16 protein-coding genes and 2 tRNA genes are annotated in these 15,501 nt (G+C 66.8%); 12 read left to right on the top strand and 6 right to left on the bottom strand.

The genetic code is table 11. The annotated features are described in order from the left end of the window. Nucleotides 1–8: 8 nt before the first annotated feature. Nucleotides 9–1,244, bottom strand: a complete 1,236-nt coding sequence (locus GOALK_RS16735; protein ID WP_006360028.1) for a TetR/AcrR family transcriptional regulator — start codon at nt 1,242–1,244, stop codon at nt 9–11. Between the two features lie 193 nt (nt 1,245–1,437). Between GOALK_RS16735 and GOALK_RS16730 the strand changes: the two genes are divergently transcribed. Further along, nucleotides 1,438–2,061: a DsbA family oxidoreductase gene (locus GOALK_RS16730; protein WP_006360027.1), complete on the top strand. Its 624-nt coding sequence runs from the start codon at nt 1,438–1,440 to the stop codon at nt 2,059–2,061. Between the two features lie 48 nt (nt 2,062–2,109). On the opposite strand, the gene GOALK_RS16725 is transcribed toward GOALK_RS16730, so the two are convergent. Then, entirely contained in the window at nt 2,110–3,135 is a 1,026-nt protein-coding gene (locus GOALK_RS16725; protein WP_006360026.1) for a M48 family metallopeptidase, read from the bottom strand. A 22-nt stretch (nt 3,136–3,157) separates the two neighbouring features. On the opposite strand from GOALK_RS16725, the gene GOALK_RS16720 reads away from it, so the two are divergent. The 4 genes from GOALK_RS16720 to GOALK_RS16705 all read left to right on the top strand — a co-directional run bounded on the left by GOALK_RS16720 (nt 3,158) and on the right by GOALK_RS16705 (nt 6,014). Further along, the gene (locus GOALK_RS16720; protein ID WP_006360025.1) at nt 3,158–3,637 is read left to right on the top strand and encodes a ribose-5-phosphate isomerase; all 480 of its coding nucleotides are present in this window, start codon (nt 3,158–3,160) and stop codon (nt 3,635–3,637) included. A 3-nt stretch (nt 3,638–3,640) separates the two neighbouring features. After that, nucleotides 3,641–4,444 (top strand): Fpg/Nei family DNA glycosylase, encoded by an 804-nt coding sequence (locus GOALK_RS16715; RefSeq protein WP_006360024.1) that lies wholly within the window; start codon nt 3,641–3,643, stop codon nt 4,442–4,444. A gap of 94 nt (nt 4,445–4,538) precedes the next feature. Beyond that, nucleotides 4,539–4,976, top strand: a complete 438-nt coding sequence (locus tag GOALK_RS16710) for a cupin domain-containing protein (RefSeq protein ID WP_035754078.1) — start codon at nt 4,539–4,541, stop codon at nt 4,974–4,976. Between the two features lie 84 nt (nt 4,977–5,060). Beyond that, a complete protein-coding gene (locus GOALK_RS16705; protein ID WP_006360022.1) occupies nt 5,061–6,014 on the top strand; it encodes a PE-PPE domain-containing protein in 954 nt (317 codons plus the stop codon). A 73-nt stretch (nt 6,015–6,087) separates the two neighbouring features. On the opposite strand, the gene GOALK_RS16700 is transcribed toward GOALK_RS16705, so the two are convergent. Together GOALK_RS16700 and GOALK_RS24670 are read right to left on the bottom strand one after the other, a co-directional pair. Beyond that, on the bottom strand, nt 6,088–6,822 hold the full coding sequence (locus GOALK_RS16700) for a L,D-transpeptidase (protein WP_281430766.1): 735 nt from the start codon (nt 6,820–6,822) through the stop codon (nt 6,088–6,090). 254 nt (nt 6,823–7,076) lie between these two features. Next, nucleotides 7,077–7,262, bottom strand: coding sequence for a hypothetical protein (locus GOALK_RS24670; protein ID WP_006360020.1), 186 nt, complete (start codon nt 7,260–7,262; stop codon nt 7,077–7,079). Nucleotides 7,263–7,473: 211 nt separating this feature from the next. Between GOALK_RS24670 and GOALK_RS16695 the strand changes: the two genes are divergently transcribed. Beyond that, complete coding sequence (locus GOALK_RS16695; RefSeq protein ID WP_230461801.1) at nt 7,474–7,743, top strand: hypothetical protein; 270 nt, start codon at nt 7,474–7,476, stop codon at nt 7,741–7,743. A gap of 115 nt (nt 7,744–7,858) precedes the next feature. Here GOALK_RS16695 and GOALK_RS16690 read toward each other — a convergent pair. Beyond that, a tRNA-Gly gene (locus GOALK_RS16690) sits at nt 7,859–7,932 on the bottom strand. 164 nt (nt 7,933–8,096) lie between these two features. Here GOALK_RS16690 and GOALK_RS16685 point away from each other — a divergent pair. The 5 genes from GOALK_RS16685 (at nt 8,097) to clpX (ending at nt 12,717) form a co-directional block, all read left to right on the top strand. After that, nucleotides 8,097–8,170: transfer RNA gene (locus GOALK_RS16685), tRNA-Pro, on the top strand. A gap of 87 nt (nt 8,171–8,257) precedes the next feature. Continuing rightward, entirely contained in the window at nt 8,258–9,622 is a 1,365-nt protein-coding gene (tig, locus tag GOALK_RS16680) for a trigger factor (protein ID WP_006360018.1), read from the top strand. Nucleotides 9,623–9,880: 258 nt separating this feature from the next. Next, complete coding sequence (locus tag GOALK_RS16675; protein ID WP_006360017.1) at nt 9,881–10,480, top strand: ATP-dependent Clp protease proteolytic subunit; 600 nt, start codon at nt 9,881–9,883, stop codon at nt 10,478–10,480. 59 nt (nt 10,481–10,539) lie between these two features. Beyond that, nucleotides 10,540–11,238: an ATP-dependent Clp protease proteolytic subunit gene (locus tag GOALK_RS16670; protein ID WP_005198934.1), complete on the top strand. Its 699-nt coding sequence runs from the start codon at nt 10,540–10,542 to the stop codon at nt 11,236–11,238. A gap of 198 nt (nt 11,239–11,436) precedes the next feature. Then, the gene (gene clpX, locus GOALK_RS16665) at nt 11,437–12,717 is read left to right on the top strand and encodes an ATP-dependent Clp protease ATP-binding subunit ClpX (RefSeq protein ID WP_006360016.1); all 1,281 of its coding nucleotides are present in this window, start codon (nt 11,437–11,439) and stop codon (nt 12,715–12,717) included. A gap of 81 nt (nt 12,718–12,798) precedes the next feature. Here clpX and GOALK_RS16660 read toward each other — a convergent pair whose 3' ends face one another. Beyond that, nucleotides 12,799–15,105, bottom strand: coding sequence for an FdhF/YdeP family oxidoreductase (locus GOALK_RS16660; RefSeq protein ID WP_006360015.1), 2,307 nt, complete (start codon nt 15,103–15,105; stop codon nt 12,799–12,801). Between the two features lie 49 nt (nt 15,106–15,154). On the opposite strand from GOALK_RS16660, the gene mobA reads away from it, so the two are divergent. Next, nucleotides 15,155–15,501: molybdenum cofactor guanylyltransferase (gene mobA, locus GOALK_RS16655; protein WP_040004312.1), on the top strand; the 347-nt coding region annotated here is incomplete at its 3' end.

The raw sequence follows: 15,501 nt of genomic DNA, 5'->3' as shown, positions 1-15,501 counted from the left end.
GGCGGTGCTCAGCCGTCCGACAGCAGATCGGCGGGCTGCAGGATCGCTGTCGCGAGGGCGGCGAGCGCTGCGGAGATCCCCGGTCGTGCGCGCAGTTCCGGCACTTGCACGACGTCGCCGGACACCCCGATGAACGCGCGGGTGAGACCTGCGGCGTCGCTCTCGGACAGCTCGGGCGACCGGGCGCGGATGGCGACGGCCCATTCGGCGATGTACGCGCGCTGGGCGGCACGCAGCGCATTCTGGTCGGCCTCGGGCAGGTAGACGAGGTCGCGGGTGAAGATGGGGATGATCCGTCCGTGCACACCGAGCGATTGCCGCACGTGCAGTGAGATGAGCACGTCGAGGGCGTCGCGGGGCTCGACGCCGTCGAGGGCGTGGGTCGTGAGGAAGAGAACGCCTTCGAGGGCGCGGACCAGGATCGCTCGCAAGACCTCGGTCTTGCCCGGGATCTGTTGGTAGAAGGTGGCGACCGAGATGTCGGCCGCCCGCGCGATGTCGTCGATCCGGACGTCGTGGAATCCCCGCTCGGCGAACAGGGCGGTGGCCGCGTCGAGGATGCGCTCGTGCCGATCGGCGGGGCGTCGGGTGGCCGGCGTCGGGGGTGAGGCATCGGGTCCGGGCGCGGGCAGCTGGCAGCCGACGATCGACCGGGCGACGGCCCGCTGGATCTGCATCACGTGCGCCGGCGGCATCGTCCCGCGGATCACCGAGGTGTTGGAGTACAGGCTCAGGACGGCGAATCCGAGCAGACGGGCGTCGACGGCCGGCAGGTCGGGTCTCACAGTGGCGACCTTGTCGGCGATGTAGTCGCCGAACTTCGTGAAATAGACCCGCATGTCGGCGAGCTGGGCGGGGTGCAGGTGCCGTTGCTCGCGGCGCCAGAGGATCGACACGTCGTGGTTGGTGGTCTGGTCGCCGAGACGATCGAGGAACCGCCACAGCTGGGCCTGCGGCGTCTCGCCGTATGCGTCGGCCTCGCGGACCAGATCGTCCACCAGATCGACCTGGGTCAGCAGCGCCTGTACGAGGATGTCGTGCTTTCCGGGGAAGTGGCGGTACACCGCGGGCCCGGTGAGACCTACCGCGGCACCGATCTGTTCGATGCTGACGTTGCGGTACCCGGCATCCTGGAAGAGGGTCGTCGCCGCCCGGACGATCTGCTCGGCCCGGAGGCCCCTGGGGTTCGCCCGCCCGCCCGCCGGACCGGGACCGGAGTCCGGATCGTGAGGCGTCGACGACATGGACGTTTCCTTCCCGAGAACGGTGGCGGATCCGCGCGGTGACCCTCTCAACGAACGGTAACCGGATCCGGCGCAGAATTTCGCCGCTCACATCACAAACCGGGAACAGCCAGGCCCGTGCCGATGTTGAGCACGGTTGACGGTGCCGCCGGTACGGTCGAGATCGATCACCACTTCTGAGAGGACGTCGACGATGTCAGAGCAGGGCCAGTCCACCACCGATCGGGTCGACTTCTGGTTCGATCCGCTCTGCCCGTGGTGCTGGATCACCTCCCGGTGGATCCTCGAGGCCGAGAAGGTCCGGCCGATCGACGTGAACTTCCACATCATGAGCCTGGCCGTCCTCAACGAGGGCAAGGACATCCCCGACGAGTACCGCGAGGCACTGAAGAACGCGTGGCGGCCGGTCCGGGTGATCGCCGCCGCGGCCGCGGGGAAGGGCGACGAGATCCTCGCATCGCTCTACGCCGCGATGGGCACCCGCATCCACAACGAGGGGATCGAGGACTTCGACGAGGTCATCGCGGGCGCGCTCGCCGAACTCGGGCTCGACGCCTCGCTGGCGGAGGCCGCCGACTCCGAGGAGTTCGACGAGGCCATCCGTAAGAGCCACCACGAGGGCATGGACAAGGTCGGCGACGACGTCGGCACCCCGACGATCCACGTGAACGGTGTCGCCTTCTTCGGCCCGGTGCTGTCACGCATCCCGCGCGGCGAGGACGCCGGCAAGGTGTGGGACGGGGCGCTCGCACTCGCGTCCTACCCGCACTTCTACGAGCTCAAGCGCAGTCGCACCGAAGAACCCCAGTTCGACTGAACCACAGTCTGATTCGCCTCCCGCGAAGCCGCTGCGTCGAACCTCCGCTCAGAACCTGGGCGGGGGTTCGATGCCGTTCGGGAGCGAACCGGGCGGGACCGTCGCCGGGTGCGCCGGTGGTGGCACGGCCACGACGTTGCCGCTGCCGATGTCGCGCACGATCTGGCGCGGCCGCAGCAGCATCGCGCCGGCCCGGGTCCGGTTGCGGAGCGCGGCCGCGCGCCAGGTGAGGACCGGGTGGGTCGAGATCGCGTTCACCAGGTGCACGAAGAACCCGCGTTCGTGGGTGGCGCGGTCGGCGAACTCGTCGAAGTCGACCGCGGACAGCATGTACTTGCCGGCGGCCAGGACGCCGATCGCGCCCGGAGCGCCCGCCGGCTTCGCGTAGTAGCCGTAGTTGTCGGCGGTGTACTCCTGCGCTCGTGAGAGTGCGCTGCCGAGCAGGGGGATGCTGGTACCGAGGACCGTCGCCAGCTGACGCCAGTACGACGTGTGACCGGCCGCGATGTGCCCGACCTCGTGGCCGATGATGAACTCCAGGGCCTCGGGACTGCGAGCGGCGCCGCCGACCTCGAACAGGTCGGAGTAGACGACGACGAACCGCCGGAATCCGTGGCCGGAGGCGAAGGCATTGATCTGCCCGTTCCCGAGTACGACGTAGGCGTCGGGTACGTACTCCAGTCCGTAGCGGGCGGCGGCCTCGACCAGCATCCGGTAACCGTCCGGGAACTGGGTGGGCGTCATCTGCACGCCGTTCACGCGCGGCGTCGCATAGGTGAGACCGCGGATCACGAACAACACCAACGGAAATGCCAAGGCGGCCAACAGGATCTGGTCCAACATGCCGAGGGCGACGAGGACCACGATCGCCGCGTATCCCACCGTCGTGGTGAGGATGACGAGGACGAGGACGGGGATCTCCCACGGATGCAGCTGCGGGCGTGCGGCGAAACGAGCAGCGCGAAGCCAGCGTCGTGACGGGTCGGGAGGTGTCTCCGGGAGCGGGTCGGCGACCCCGGGCACGTTCGGGATCGGGTTCGGCAACGCTCGGGGGATGGGCGCAGGCGTGTCCACGCCCTCAATCTATAGTGGCGCCATGCGTGTCTATCTCGGTGCCGACCATGCCGGATTCGAACTCAAGAACCAGATCGCCGACCATCTGAAGGCGAACGGACACGAGGTGGTGGACTGTGGCGCCCACGTCTACGACGCCCTCGACGACTATCCGGCATTCTGCATCGACGCCGCGGCCCGGACCGTCGCGGATCCCGGCAGCCTGGGCATCGTCCTCGGCGGCAGCGGCAACGGCGAGCAGATCGCCGCGAACAAGGTGCCCGGTGCCCGCTGCGCCCTGGCCTGGAGCGTCGAGACCGCGCAGCTCGCGCGCCAGCACAACAACGCACAACTGATCGGCATCGGCGGCCGCATGCACTCCACCGAGGAAGCCCTGGCCATCGTCGACGCCTTCCTGGCCACCGAGTGGTCGGATGAGCCGCGCCACCAGCGCCGCATCGACATCCTCGCCGAGTACGAGCGCACCGGCGTGGCCCCCGAGGTCCCGCAGCCGCCGGCCTGATCGGTGCCCGAAGGTCACACACTGCACCGGCTCGCCCGCCGGCAACAGCGACTCTTCGGCGGCCGCCGGGTCCGGGTGACCAGCCCCCAGGGACGGTTCGCCGACGGTGCGGCCGCCGTGGACGGGATGACCTTCCACGCCGCGGAGGCGTGGGGTAAACATCTGCTCCACCGCTATCGCGACGGTCGTACCGAGCAGATGGTGCACATCCACCTCGGCCTCTACGGCGCCTTCACCGAACTGACGGCGCCGCTGCCCGAGCCCGTCGGACAGGTCAGGCTGCGTATCGAAACCGAGGACACCGGCACTGACCTGCGCGGACCGACGGCGTGTGAGATCTACCACCCCGTCGACCTCGACGCGCTGATCGCCCGTCTGGGTCCCGACCCCCTCCGCCGCGACGCCGACCCGGAGCGCGCCTGGGCGGCGATGTCCCGGTCCTCGCGTCCGATCGGCGCGCTGCTGATGGACCAGAAGGTCATCGCGGGCATCGGGAACGTGTATCGCGCCGAGGTCCTCTTCCGTGCCGGAATCGACCCCATGCGGCCCGGAAAACGCCTTCTCCGAACCGAATTCGACGAGATGTGGCTCGACCTGGTGGCACTGATGAAGGTCGGTGTGCGCCGCGGACGGATCCATGTGATCCGTCCCGAGGACGACCACGGGGCGCCGGCGTATGCCGCGAACCGTCCGCGGACCTATGTCTACCGCCGGGCGGGAGAGCCGTGTCGGATCTGTGGCACCCCGGTCCTGCTCGCCGAACTCGAGGCCCGGAAGCTCTACTGGTGTCCGGTTTGCCAGGAGTGACGATCCCCTCAATTGATGTATGGATAGGCGAACCTCAGTAACATCGCGGTAGTTCGGGATGCATGGCATCCGCGTCGCAATCTGTGGGGGTAGCGTGTCGATCGCCGAGGAAGCCCGTCTCCATGCCGGTCTGATCTCGCGCGGGGAGGTGTCGCCGCTGAAGGACGTGCCGTTCCACGGTGCATCCGACGCGCCGATCACCCGACGCGTCCTCACCGGCGGTGATCTGTTCCCCGAGGCCGAGAAGCGCGTCGTCGCTCACGAGATGCGAGCCGTCTCGGCCGCGACCCGGGACTACTGTGAACCCCACGTGCACGACTGCCCCGAAATCAACATCCTGCTCTCGCTCGACCACCTGGTCTATGAGATCACCCTGGGCGACGAGTCGTACGTGGTGGAGGCGCCGGCGAGCATCTACATCCCGGCCGGCCTGACCCACAGCGCGAACGTGATCGAGGGGAGCGGTTTCTTCATCGCGATCATCGAAACCGCGGACTACGTCGCCAAGCCGCCGCCCGGCGCCACCTTCTGACGTCCGTTCGTCGCGAGCTCCCGCCGCCGATCTCAGCGAACCCACAGCGTCGTCTGACGTCCGCTCACATGTGCGGTCGTCACGATGGATGAGGTGTACAGCGACGAGCAGGCCCTGCACGACGTCCTCGGCGACGCCGACCAGCCGGAGATCACTGTCCTCGTGGTCGGCGGAACCGGTGAGTCGTACCCGGGTGATGTCCGCACCGAGGTGACCGGACTCCTCGCGGGGGTGGCCGACGAACTCGACGATCGATTCTCCAGTCGCTGGGTCGCCTATCCGGCCAGTTACGGCCCGGCGCCCCATCCCGGTGGCATGAGCTTCGCCGACAGTGTCGCGATCGGCGCCCGGCGGTTGTCCGAGCTGCTCGAGCGGACCACGGGGCCGGTGGCGTTGCTGGGATATTCGCAAGGAGCCGTGGTGATCCGGGCGGCGCTAGCCGAGCTGGGGACACGCCGTCATCACGTCGTCGGGCGAGTACTGGGCGTCGGACTCGTCGCTGACCCGCACCAGCCGGCGGGCGTCATACCCGGTTGTGACGGATGGGGTGTCGCGGGTCCCGGTGAACAGCTACCGACAGGCCTGCCCGTGGTGTGGGTGGGCGCTCCCGACGACATGATCTGCAACGCGCGTGCCGATTCCCTCGTCCGCGACATCGCCGACCTGACACGGGCGATGACGTTCGCTGCGCTGGGTCGTTGGGGAGGCAGTGCATTCGGGGTGCTGCGCCGCAACGCCTTCCAGAACGCCCGCCGCACCGCGGTGCGCCCGTCGCAGTGGCGGCGAGACGTCCACCGACTCGCATCGGCGTGGTGGGAGATCCGCTGCTACCTGCCGTCGATGATCCGGTTCCTCGGTGTCGTGTGGACGAATTCGCCGGGCGGACGCCACACCTCGTACCGGCACGAGCCGTACCGGCGCGGTTCCGTGACCGATCCCGCATCGACCGGATGCCAGGTGATCGCGGGCTGGTTGCAGGTGCAGGCGACGTTCACAACACTCGCTGCTGATCCCGCGGATGACGTCCGCGCTGCGTGACGATCAACCGCTTCGACGACGAAGGCCGGTCACCGTGTCGGTGACCGGCCTTCGAGGTCGGATGTCGCGGAGGTCAGTCGCCCTGGAACTGACCGCCAATGGTGTTGCGGACCACGATCGGGGTTCCGCGCGGGACGTTGTCGTAGACCCACTTGCCGAACTCGGTGGTGACGTTGATGCAGCCGTGGCTCACATTGCTGTTGCCCTGCTGCGCGACGGACCACGGCGCCGCATGGATGAAGATGCCGTCCCAGGACATGCGGGTCGCGTACTCGACGTAGGTGCGGTAGCCCTCGGCGGAGTCGACCGGCACACCGTACGTGGACGAGTCCATGTACATGTCGCGGTACTTCTCCTTGGTGTAGTAGACACCGTTCGGGGTCGGGTGCTTGTCCGAACCCATCGAGATCGGCATGGTCTTGACGACCTCGCCGTTCTTCCACCAGGTGATGGTGTGGGTGTTGTCGTCGGCCAGGGCGATGTACCCGGTCGGGGTCTTCACGTTCGGGATGGCCGGACCCGCGGGCTTCTCCGGGGTGGTGCTGCTCGACGGCGGCTCCGGGGCCTTCGGGGTGCTCGGTGCCGGCGGCGTCGGCAGTCCGGGGATCACAGGGATCTCGACCGGCGGCAGGCCCGGGATCACGGTGACGGGTGCAGCGTTCGCAACGCCGGGGAGGGCGAGAGCCATGGCCAGGACGCCGACGACGATCCCGCTGAGGCGTCGAGTGGAGCGTCGACGAGACCGCGAGGTCGGCACTTTGTTGGTCTGCACTAGTCGTACCTTCGGTTCGATGAATATCTCGCGCATTACATCTGAAAGCGCTAATCCATCGTTACACAACCGTTGTCTAGCGGCCAAGGAGTGCGGACGTCTCATCGGCGCCACGATCGCGAACGGGGGGTGCGAGCTGGCAAAAAGCCGTGGTGAACGCATCGACCATAGCTCGTGTGACGGTAGTCACACTCGGATGACATACTGCGCCGATCATCTCATTGGCGTACATCATCGCCCCAGTTGTGGCGATGTCAACAGGATCGGTTGTCCCACTGGGGCGTCGGGGATCAGGCAGGTTGCGGGTGCTCCGTGCGCACGTGTCGCACGGGCTGCGCACATGCCTCGTCGCGACAGACGAGCATGACGTCGACGCGTTCGAGTCCCGTCTCGGATTCGGTGACGTCCCTGCGTATATAGAGCGGCGCGCCGCAGGTCTGACACTTTCGCTGGGTTTTCGTGTGTGAAGAGGGCATGCACCCACCCTACGCGAGTGTGTCGTGGGTCACAGCTAGGTTTCGGCTTCGCGAACTGCTCAAACATGGCTGCCGGGCGGAGGAACGTATATGTCGGCACCCGGGAAGGAGAGGGCGCGTGCACGAGAGTGCACGCAGGTCGGGAGACATTTCCGCGCGGAGGGGGGTGCTGACGTCTGCGAATGGAAGACCGAGAGCAATGAACCGACCCTTGACCACCTTGACGTTCGCTGTCGCCACCGCCACCGCCGGGCTTTTCGGTGGCGCGGCACTTGCGAGCGCCGACGCACCATGCACGATGCCCATCGCCAACGGGCAGACAGCTCCGTGTCCGCCACCCGTCATCTCGACGGGTCCGGGGGAGAACGGTCCGCTGAAGGAAACCCCGACGACACCGCCACTGCCGGAACTCCCGCCGTTCTACGACTATCCGTACGACTTCTACGAGTTCGGCGACGGCTTCCCGTTCTTCGAATTCTGAGGTCTGCCGTGATCCGCGGTAGCTGACCGGCCGGAGAAACGAAACGACCCTGGTCCGTTCGTCTTTCGACGGACCAGGGTCGGGTCGTGTCCTCGACCGGGATCGAGGACTGTGGTGGAGCGGGTGACGGGAATCGAACCCGCGTAGCTAGTTTGGAAGACTAGGGCTCTACCATTGAGCTACACCCGCGTGCGATGAGTGACTGTACATGGCGGCGCGCCGGATTTCTAAATCGGGATGGGTGGCGCTGCGTCCGGCACCCGTTGGTCGCGTCGCAACAGGCGCCACGTACTATCTTCTGTTGGCCCTGATGCGCGGTCGGCCGTGAGGCCTCCACCGCGTGCGCAGGACCGCGGGATGTGGCGCAGCTTGGTAGCGCATCCGCTTTGGGAGCGGAGGGTCGCAGGTTCAAATCCTGTCATCCCGACTTGTCGATTGTGGCCGTGTGGGTCACGGGGGCACACCACCCGAAACCGAACTTTCATCACCACCGCAGATATAAGGAGCAGTAGGCGTGAAGAGCACTGTCGAGCAACTCACCCCGACCCGAGTGAAGCTCAATGTCGAGGTCCCGTTCGAGGAGCTGTCCGCAGACTTCGACCGGGCATACCGGTCGTTGGCCCAGCAGATCCGGATCCCCGGCTTCCGTCCGGGCAAGGCGCCCGCCAAGCTGATCGAGGCCCGCGTCGGTCGCGACTCGGTCCTGGCGCAGGTCGTCAACGACGCCATCCCCGCCAAGTACTCGGAGGCCGTCGCCGAAACCGAGACCAAGGCCATCGGCCAGCCGGAGATCGATCTGTCGGAGCTGAAGTACGGCGAGTCCGTCACCTTCACCGCCGAGGTCGACGTCCGCCCGGAGATCACCCTGCCCGACTACTCGACCCTCTCGGTCGAGGTCGACGCCATCGAGATCGACGAGGCCGCCGTCGACGAGCAGCTCGAGGGCCTGCGGGCCCGCTTCGGCACCCTCAAGGGTGTCGAGCGCGGCATCGAGAACGGCGACTTCGTGTCGATCGACCTCGAGGCCACCGTCGACGGCGAGCCCGTCGAGGAGGCCACCACCGAGGGCCTGTCCCACGAGGTCGGCTCCGGCCAGCTCATCGACGGACTCGACGATGCCCTCATCGGCCTGAAGGCCGGCGAGAGCAAGGAGTTCACCACCAAGCTCGTCGCCGGCGACCACGCCGGTGACGAGGCACTGGTCAAGGTCACCGTGCAGTCGGTCAAGGAGCGCGAGCTCCCCGAGGTCGACGACGAGTTCGCCCAGATGGCCAGCGAGTTCGACACCGTCGAGGAGCTGCGTGCGAGCCTGGCCGAGCGCGTCGAGCAGTCGGCGAAGCTCGAGCAGGCCAACAAGATCCGCGACGCCGTGCTCGAGAAGCTGATCGAGACCGTCGATGTCCCGTTGCCGGAGAAGGTCGTCGCCGAGGAGATCGAGGGTCAGCAGCACCAGATCATCCACGCTCTCGGTCATGACGACGAGCAGGTCGCGAAGTTCCTCGAGGCGCAGGGCAAGACCCGCGAGGAGTGGGACGCCGAGGCGCGCGAGGAGGCCGAGAAGTCGGTCAAGCAGCAGCTGCTCCTCGACGCGATCGCCGATCAGCAGGAGACCGAGGTCAGCCAGGACGAGCTGACCCAGCAGATCATCTTCACCGCGCAGCGCTACGGCATGCAGCCGCAGGAGTTCATCCAGCAGCTGACCCAGGCCAACCAGGTCGGCGCGGTCTACGCCGACGTCCGTCGCGGCAAGTCGCTGGCCGGCATCGTCGGCGAGTTCACCGTCACCGACACCAAGGGCGCGACCGTCGACACCGCCGAGTTCTTCGGCGGCAACGACGAGGACGCCGAGTCGGACGAGGCGGCCGACGCCGACAACTGAGTCGACCCGGAACCTCACCACGCATCACCGATCGCCGGTCCCCGTTCGCGGGGGCCGGCGATCGGCGTCGGGTGCACCGTTCTGCATTCGCCGTTCACTGTGACGACCCGTTCTGCTCTCAGCGAATAGACGTGTCCTCGGGAGTGCCGGTGGGTGTGGATTGGTTAGTGTCGGTGAGGACGCCATCAGAGAAGAGAACATGTGCGACGCCCGAGACGGCGCGCACAGGTCATGACAACAAGGCAAAGGTAGGAACCCGTGAGTGAGCCGACCATCCACACACCCTCGATGAGTTCGGGTGTGGCTGGGTTGAACCTGACCGATTCGGTGTTCGAGCGTCTGCTGCGCGAACGCATCATCTTCCTGGGCACCCAGGTCGACGATGACATCGCCAACCGGCTGTGCGCACAGATCCTGCTGCTCGCCGCCGAGGACCCCACCAAGGACATCCACCTCTACATCAACTCGCCTGGTGGCTCGGTCACCGCGGGCATGGCCATCTTCGACACCATGCAACTCGCCGAGTGCGACGTCGCCACCTACGCGATGGGCATGGCGGCATCCATGGGCCAGTTCCTCCTCGCGGCCGGCACCAAGGGCAAGCGCCATGCCCTGCCGCACGCGCGGATCATGATGCACCAGCCGTCGGCGGGTATCGGCGGCACCGCGGCCGACATCGCCATCCAGGCCGAGCAGTTCGCGCTCACCAAGAAAGAGATGAACAAGCTCAACGCCGAGTTCAGCGGTCAGCCGCTCGAGAAGATCGAGGCCGACGCGGATCGCGACAAGTGGTTCACCGCAGAAGAGGCCAAGGAGTACGGCTTCGTCGACAAGGTGATCTCGCGTCCGGGTCAGTGACCCGGTCGATCGCGCGACCCAGCCACCCTCGAGCCACACCTACTCATTTGGAGCAACAGATGACCAACTCCCTTTCCCTGGACGGCATGCCCGCCGAGGTCGCCGCCGGTATCCCCGCGTCGGCGTTGGCGCTCAAGAACATCGAGGCGCGCTACATCCTGCCGTCGTTCATCGAGCACACCCCCAACGGTCAGCGCCAGTACGATCCGTACGCCAAGCTGTTCGAGGAGCGCATCGTCTTCGTCGGTACGCCGATCGACCAGGTCGTGTCCAACGATGTGATGGCGCAGCTGCTCGTCCTCGAATCGCAGGACCCGGATCGCGACATCACCATGTACATCAACTCGCCCGGCGGCAGCGTGCCCGACATGCTCGCCATCTACGACACGATGCAGTACGTCCACTGCGACATCGTGACCGTGTGCCTCGGCGAGGCGGCCTCGGCCGCGGCGATCCTGCTCGCCGGTGGAACCCCGGGTAAGCGTGCGGCCCTGCCGAACGCGACCGTGCTGATCCACCAGCCGCGCACCGGCGGTGCCTACCAGGGTCAGGTCTCCGACCTCGAGATCCAGGCCGCCGAGATCGAGCGCATCCGCGACCGGCTCGACGAGATCCTGTCCAATCACACCGGCCAGGACAAGGCGAAGATCCGCAAGGACACCGATCGCGACAACATCCTGACCGCTCACGCGGCCAAGGAATACGGAATCATCGACGAGGTCTTCGAATACCGCAAGAAGTCGATGAAGAAGTCCTAGCGACAACCCACAACCAGCACAGAAGTCGCGGGGATTTTCTGTCGCGACATTTGGCCTTATCGGTCGAAGTTCGAGCGGTGCGCGGGTACCGTCGGGTTACTGGGCATTCGGAGGTCGTCAGATCATCCGTGCCCGACTGCGCGCGACGCGACGGACCACGACGACAGTCCGGCAACGAGGAAGTAGGTACTACGCGAGATGGCACGAATCGGAGACGGTGGCGACCTGCTCAAGTGCTCTTTCTGCGGGAAGAGTCAGAAGCAGGTGAAGAAGCTCATCGCCGGCCCAGGCGTGTACATCTGCGATGAGTGCATCGACCTGTGCAACGAGATCATCGAGGAGGAGCTCGCCGAGAACGGCGACGTGAAACTCGACGAACTCCCGAAGCCCGCGGAGATCCGCGACTTCCTCGAGAAGTACGTCATCGGTCAGGACACGGCCAAGCGCACGCTCGCGGTGGCCGTCTACAACCACTACAAGCGCATCCAGGCGGGGGAGAAGAAGGACTCCCGCACGGGTGAGACCGTCGAACTGATGAAGTCGAACATCCTCATGCTCGGCCCGACCGGTTGTGGCAAGACGTACCTCGCGCAGACGCTGGCCAAGATGCTGAACGTGCCGTTCGCCATCGCCGACGCCACCGCCCTCACCGAGGCCGGCTACGTGGGTGAGGATGTCGAGAACATCCTGCTGAAGCTGATCCAGGCCGCCGACTACGACGTCAAGCGCGCCGAGACCGGCATCATCTACATCGACGAGGTCGACAAGATCGCCCGCAAGAGCGAGAACCCGTCGATCACTCGGGACGTGTCCGGTGAGGGCGTGCAGCAGGCGCTGCTGAAGATCCTCGAGGGCACTCAGGCATCGGTGCCGCCGCAGGGCGGTCGCAAGCACCCGCATCAGGAATTCATCCAGATCGACACCACCAACGTGCTGTTCATCGTGGCGGGTGCGTTCGCGGGTCTCGAGAAGATCGTGTCCGAGCGAATCGGCAAGCGCGGCTTGGGGTTCGGCAACGATGTGGCGAGCAAGGACGAGGTCGACACCACCGATCAGTTTGCCGACGTCATGCCGGAGGACCTGATCAAGTTCGGGCTGATCCCCGAGTTCATCGGCCGTCTGCCGGTCGTCGCCTCGGTCACCAACCTCGACAAGGACTCGCTGGTGAGCATCCTGTCGGAGCCGAAGAACGCACTGGTGAAGCAGTACACCCGCCTGTTCGACATGGACAACGTCGAACTCGAGTTCACCCAGGACGCCCTCGAGGCGGTCGCCGACCAGGCGATCCATCGCGGCACCGGTGCTCGTGGTCTGCGCGCCATCATGGAAGAGGTACTTCTGCCGGTCATGTACGACATCCCGAGCCGCGACGACGTCGAGAAGGTCGTCGTCACCGGTGAGACGGTGCGCGACAACGTGTTGCCGACCATCGTGCCGCGCAAGGCCTCGAACGACGAGCGCCGCGACAAGACCGCCTGACGCGATCTCTTCGTAGACGACGAGAATCCCCGCCCGGATCGCCGGGCGGGGATTCTGTTCTCTCGCCTGAGGTCCGGCGGGTCAGGCCGGTTCGAGCCGGATGACCACGGCCTTGGACACCGGGGTGTTGGATTCCTTCGCCACCGAGCCCAGCGGCACCAGCGGGTTGGTCTCCGGGTAATAGGCGGCCGCGTTGCCCTGCGGGGTGTCGTACGCGACGATCTCGAAGCCGCGCACGCGACGCTCTTCGAGGCCGTTCTCGCCCTCGAACTCCGACACGATGTCCACGCGCTGGCCGTCGTGCAGTCCGAGTGCGGAGAGGTCCGCGGGACTGACCATGACCACATGCCGGTTGCCCTTGATCCCGCGGTAGCGGTCGTCGTGGCCGTAGACGGTGGTGTTGTACTGATCGTGGCTGCGCAGCGTCTGCAGGATGAGACGCCCCTCCGGGATGTGCACCCATTCGAGCGGATACGTCGCGAAGTTGGCCTTGCCGTTCGGGGTGTCGAAGGTCCGGTCGTCGCGGGGTGGATGCGGCAGGACGAAACCGTCGCTGCGCCGGACACGGATGTTGAAGTCCTCGAACCCCGGGATCACCCGTTCGATGCGATCGCGGATCGCGTCGTAGTTCCCCTTGAGTTCCTGCCACGGAACCGGATGATCGGCGCCGAGGGCGGCGGTGGCCAGGTCGCAGACGATGGCGACCTCGCTGCGCAGGTCGGCCGACACCGGCGGCAGCGAGCCCCGGGACAGGTGCACCACCGACATCGAGTCCTCGACCGAGACACGTTGGGCCACACCGTTGATGACGTCCCGGTCGGTCCGTCCGAGCGTCGGCAGGATGAGCGCCGCGCGACCGGTGACGGTATGCGATTCGTTGAGCTTGGTCGACACCTGCACGGTCAGGGCGCAGCGACGCAGCGCGTCTGCGGTGGCCTCGGTGTCGGGGGTGGCGGAGACGAAGTTGCCGCCCATCCCCATGAAGACCCGCACCTTGCCCGCGGCCATCGCGTTGATCGCCGCGACGGTGTCGTACCCGTGCTCGCGCGGGCTGACGATCCCGAACTCGGCATCCTGTGCGGCGAGGAAGGATTCGGGCATCTTCTCGAAGATGCCCATCGTGCGGTCGCCCTGGACGTTGGAATGGCCTCGCACCGGGCACAGTCCGGCCCCGACCTTGCCGATCATCCCGCGCAGCAACAGCACATTGGTGCCCTCGGCGATCGTCGCGACCGCGTGACGGTGCTGGGTGAGTCCCATCGCCCAGCACAGCACGATGCGCTGCGAGGTCCGTACGGCGTCGGCGAGGTCGACGATCTGGGCTCTCGTCAGTCCCGTGATGGCGGCGACCTCGTCGATGTCGACGTCGTCGAGCAGGGCGAGGTAGTCCTCGGTGCCGGCGCACGACCCGGTGAGGAACTCGTGGTCGAAGACGGTGCCGGGGTTCGCCTGCTCGGCGTCGCGTAGCAGTCGGGCGACGCCCCGGAACAGGGCCATGTCCGAGCCGAGCCGGACCTGGAGGTAGTCGTCGGCGAGTTTGGTGCCCTCACCGATGACGCCGCCGATCTTCTGCGGGTCCTTGAACCGCATCAGGCCCGCCTCGGGCAGCGGGTTGATCGCGACGATCCGCGCCCCGTTGTTCTTGGCCTTCTCGAGGGTGGCCAGCATCCGTGGATGGTTGGTGCCGGGATTCTGGCCGGCGATGAGGATGAGGTCGGCGGCCTCGAGGTCGGGAACGGTCACCGACCCCTTGCCGATGCCGATGGACGTACCGAGCGCGGCGCCCGACGATTCGTGGCACATGTTCGAGCAGTCGGGGAGGTTGTTGGTCCCGAGGCTGCGTGCGAGCAGCTGGTAGACGAAGGCGGCCTCGTTGCTGGTCCGCCCGGAGGTGTAGAAGACGGCCTCGTCGGGGGAGGCCATCGCGGCGAACTCGTCGGCGATGATGCGGTTGGCGTCGTCCCAGCTCACCGGGCGGTAGTGGGTGTCGCCGGGGGCGAGATACATCGGATGCGCCAGCCGGCCCTGCTGCGAGAGCCAGTAGCCGCTGCGGGTGGCGAGGTCCTCGACGCTGTGGGCGGCGAAGAACTCGGGGGTCACCGAGCGCTTGGTGGCCTCCTCGGCGACGGCCTTCGCGCCGTTCTCGCAGAACTCGGCGTGTTTGCGGTGGCCGGGGGTCTCCGGCCAGGCGCAGCCGGGACAGTCGAATCCGTCGCGCTGGTTGAGTTTGACGAGCGTCTGCACGGTCCGCACCGGGCCCATCTGCTCGAGTCCGCGCTTGAGCGCCACGGCCACCGCGGGTACGCCGGCGGCCCAGGTCTTCACATGCTTGCGGTGGACATCGGTGGGCTCGTCGACGCGGGGGCCACCATCGGGGGTATGGCTCATGATGTCCATCTTGCCTCGTCGAGGTGATGGATCACGCACACTGGGTGTTGTGACTCAAGACACGGGATCAGACGGTTCGAAACTGGCGGCGATCGTTCTGGCCGGCGGGCGTTCGCGGCGGATGGGCAGCGACAAGGCGGCACTGGACTGGGAGGGTGAGCCGATGCTCGCCCGCGTGGTGCGGGTCGTCGCGCAACGGTGCGATCCGGTGCTCGTCGTGGCCGGTGCGACGTCGGCGGCCTTCCGCGGCATCGACGACATCCGGGACCGCGCGGCACCCGGCATCGACCGGTCCAGGGTGCACTGGGTGACCGATGAGCAGGAAGGGGCCGGCCCGCTGGGCGGGCTGGTGGCAGGCCTGGCCAAGGCCGCGGCCGACGGCGCCGACCTCGCTTT

The organism is Gordonia alkanivorans NBRC 16433, from assembly GCF_000225505.1.
GTDB classification, from domain to species: domain Bacteria; phylum Actinomycetota; class Actinomycetes; order Mycobacteriales; family Mycobacteriaceae; genus Gordonia; species Gordonia alkanivorans.
Note: the sequence above shows the minus strand (reverse complement) of the source record. Positions and strands in the feature narration are given on the sequence as shown.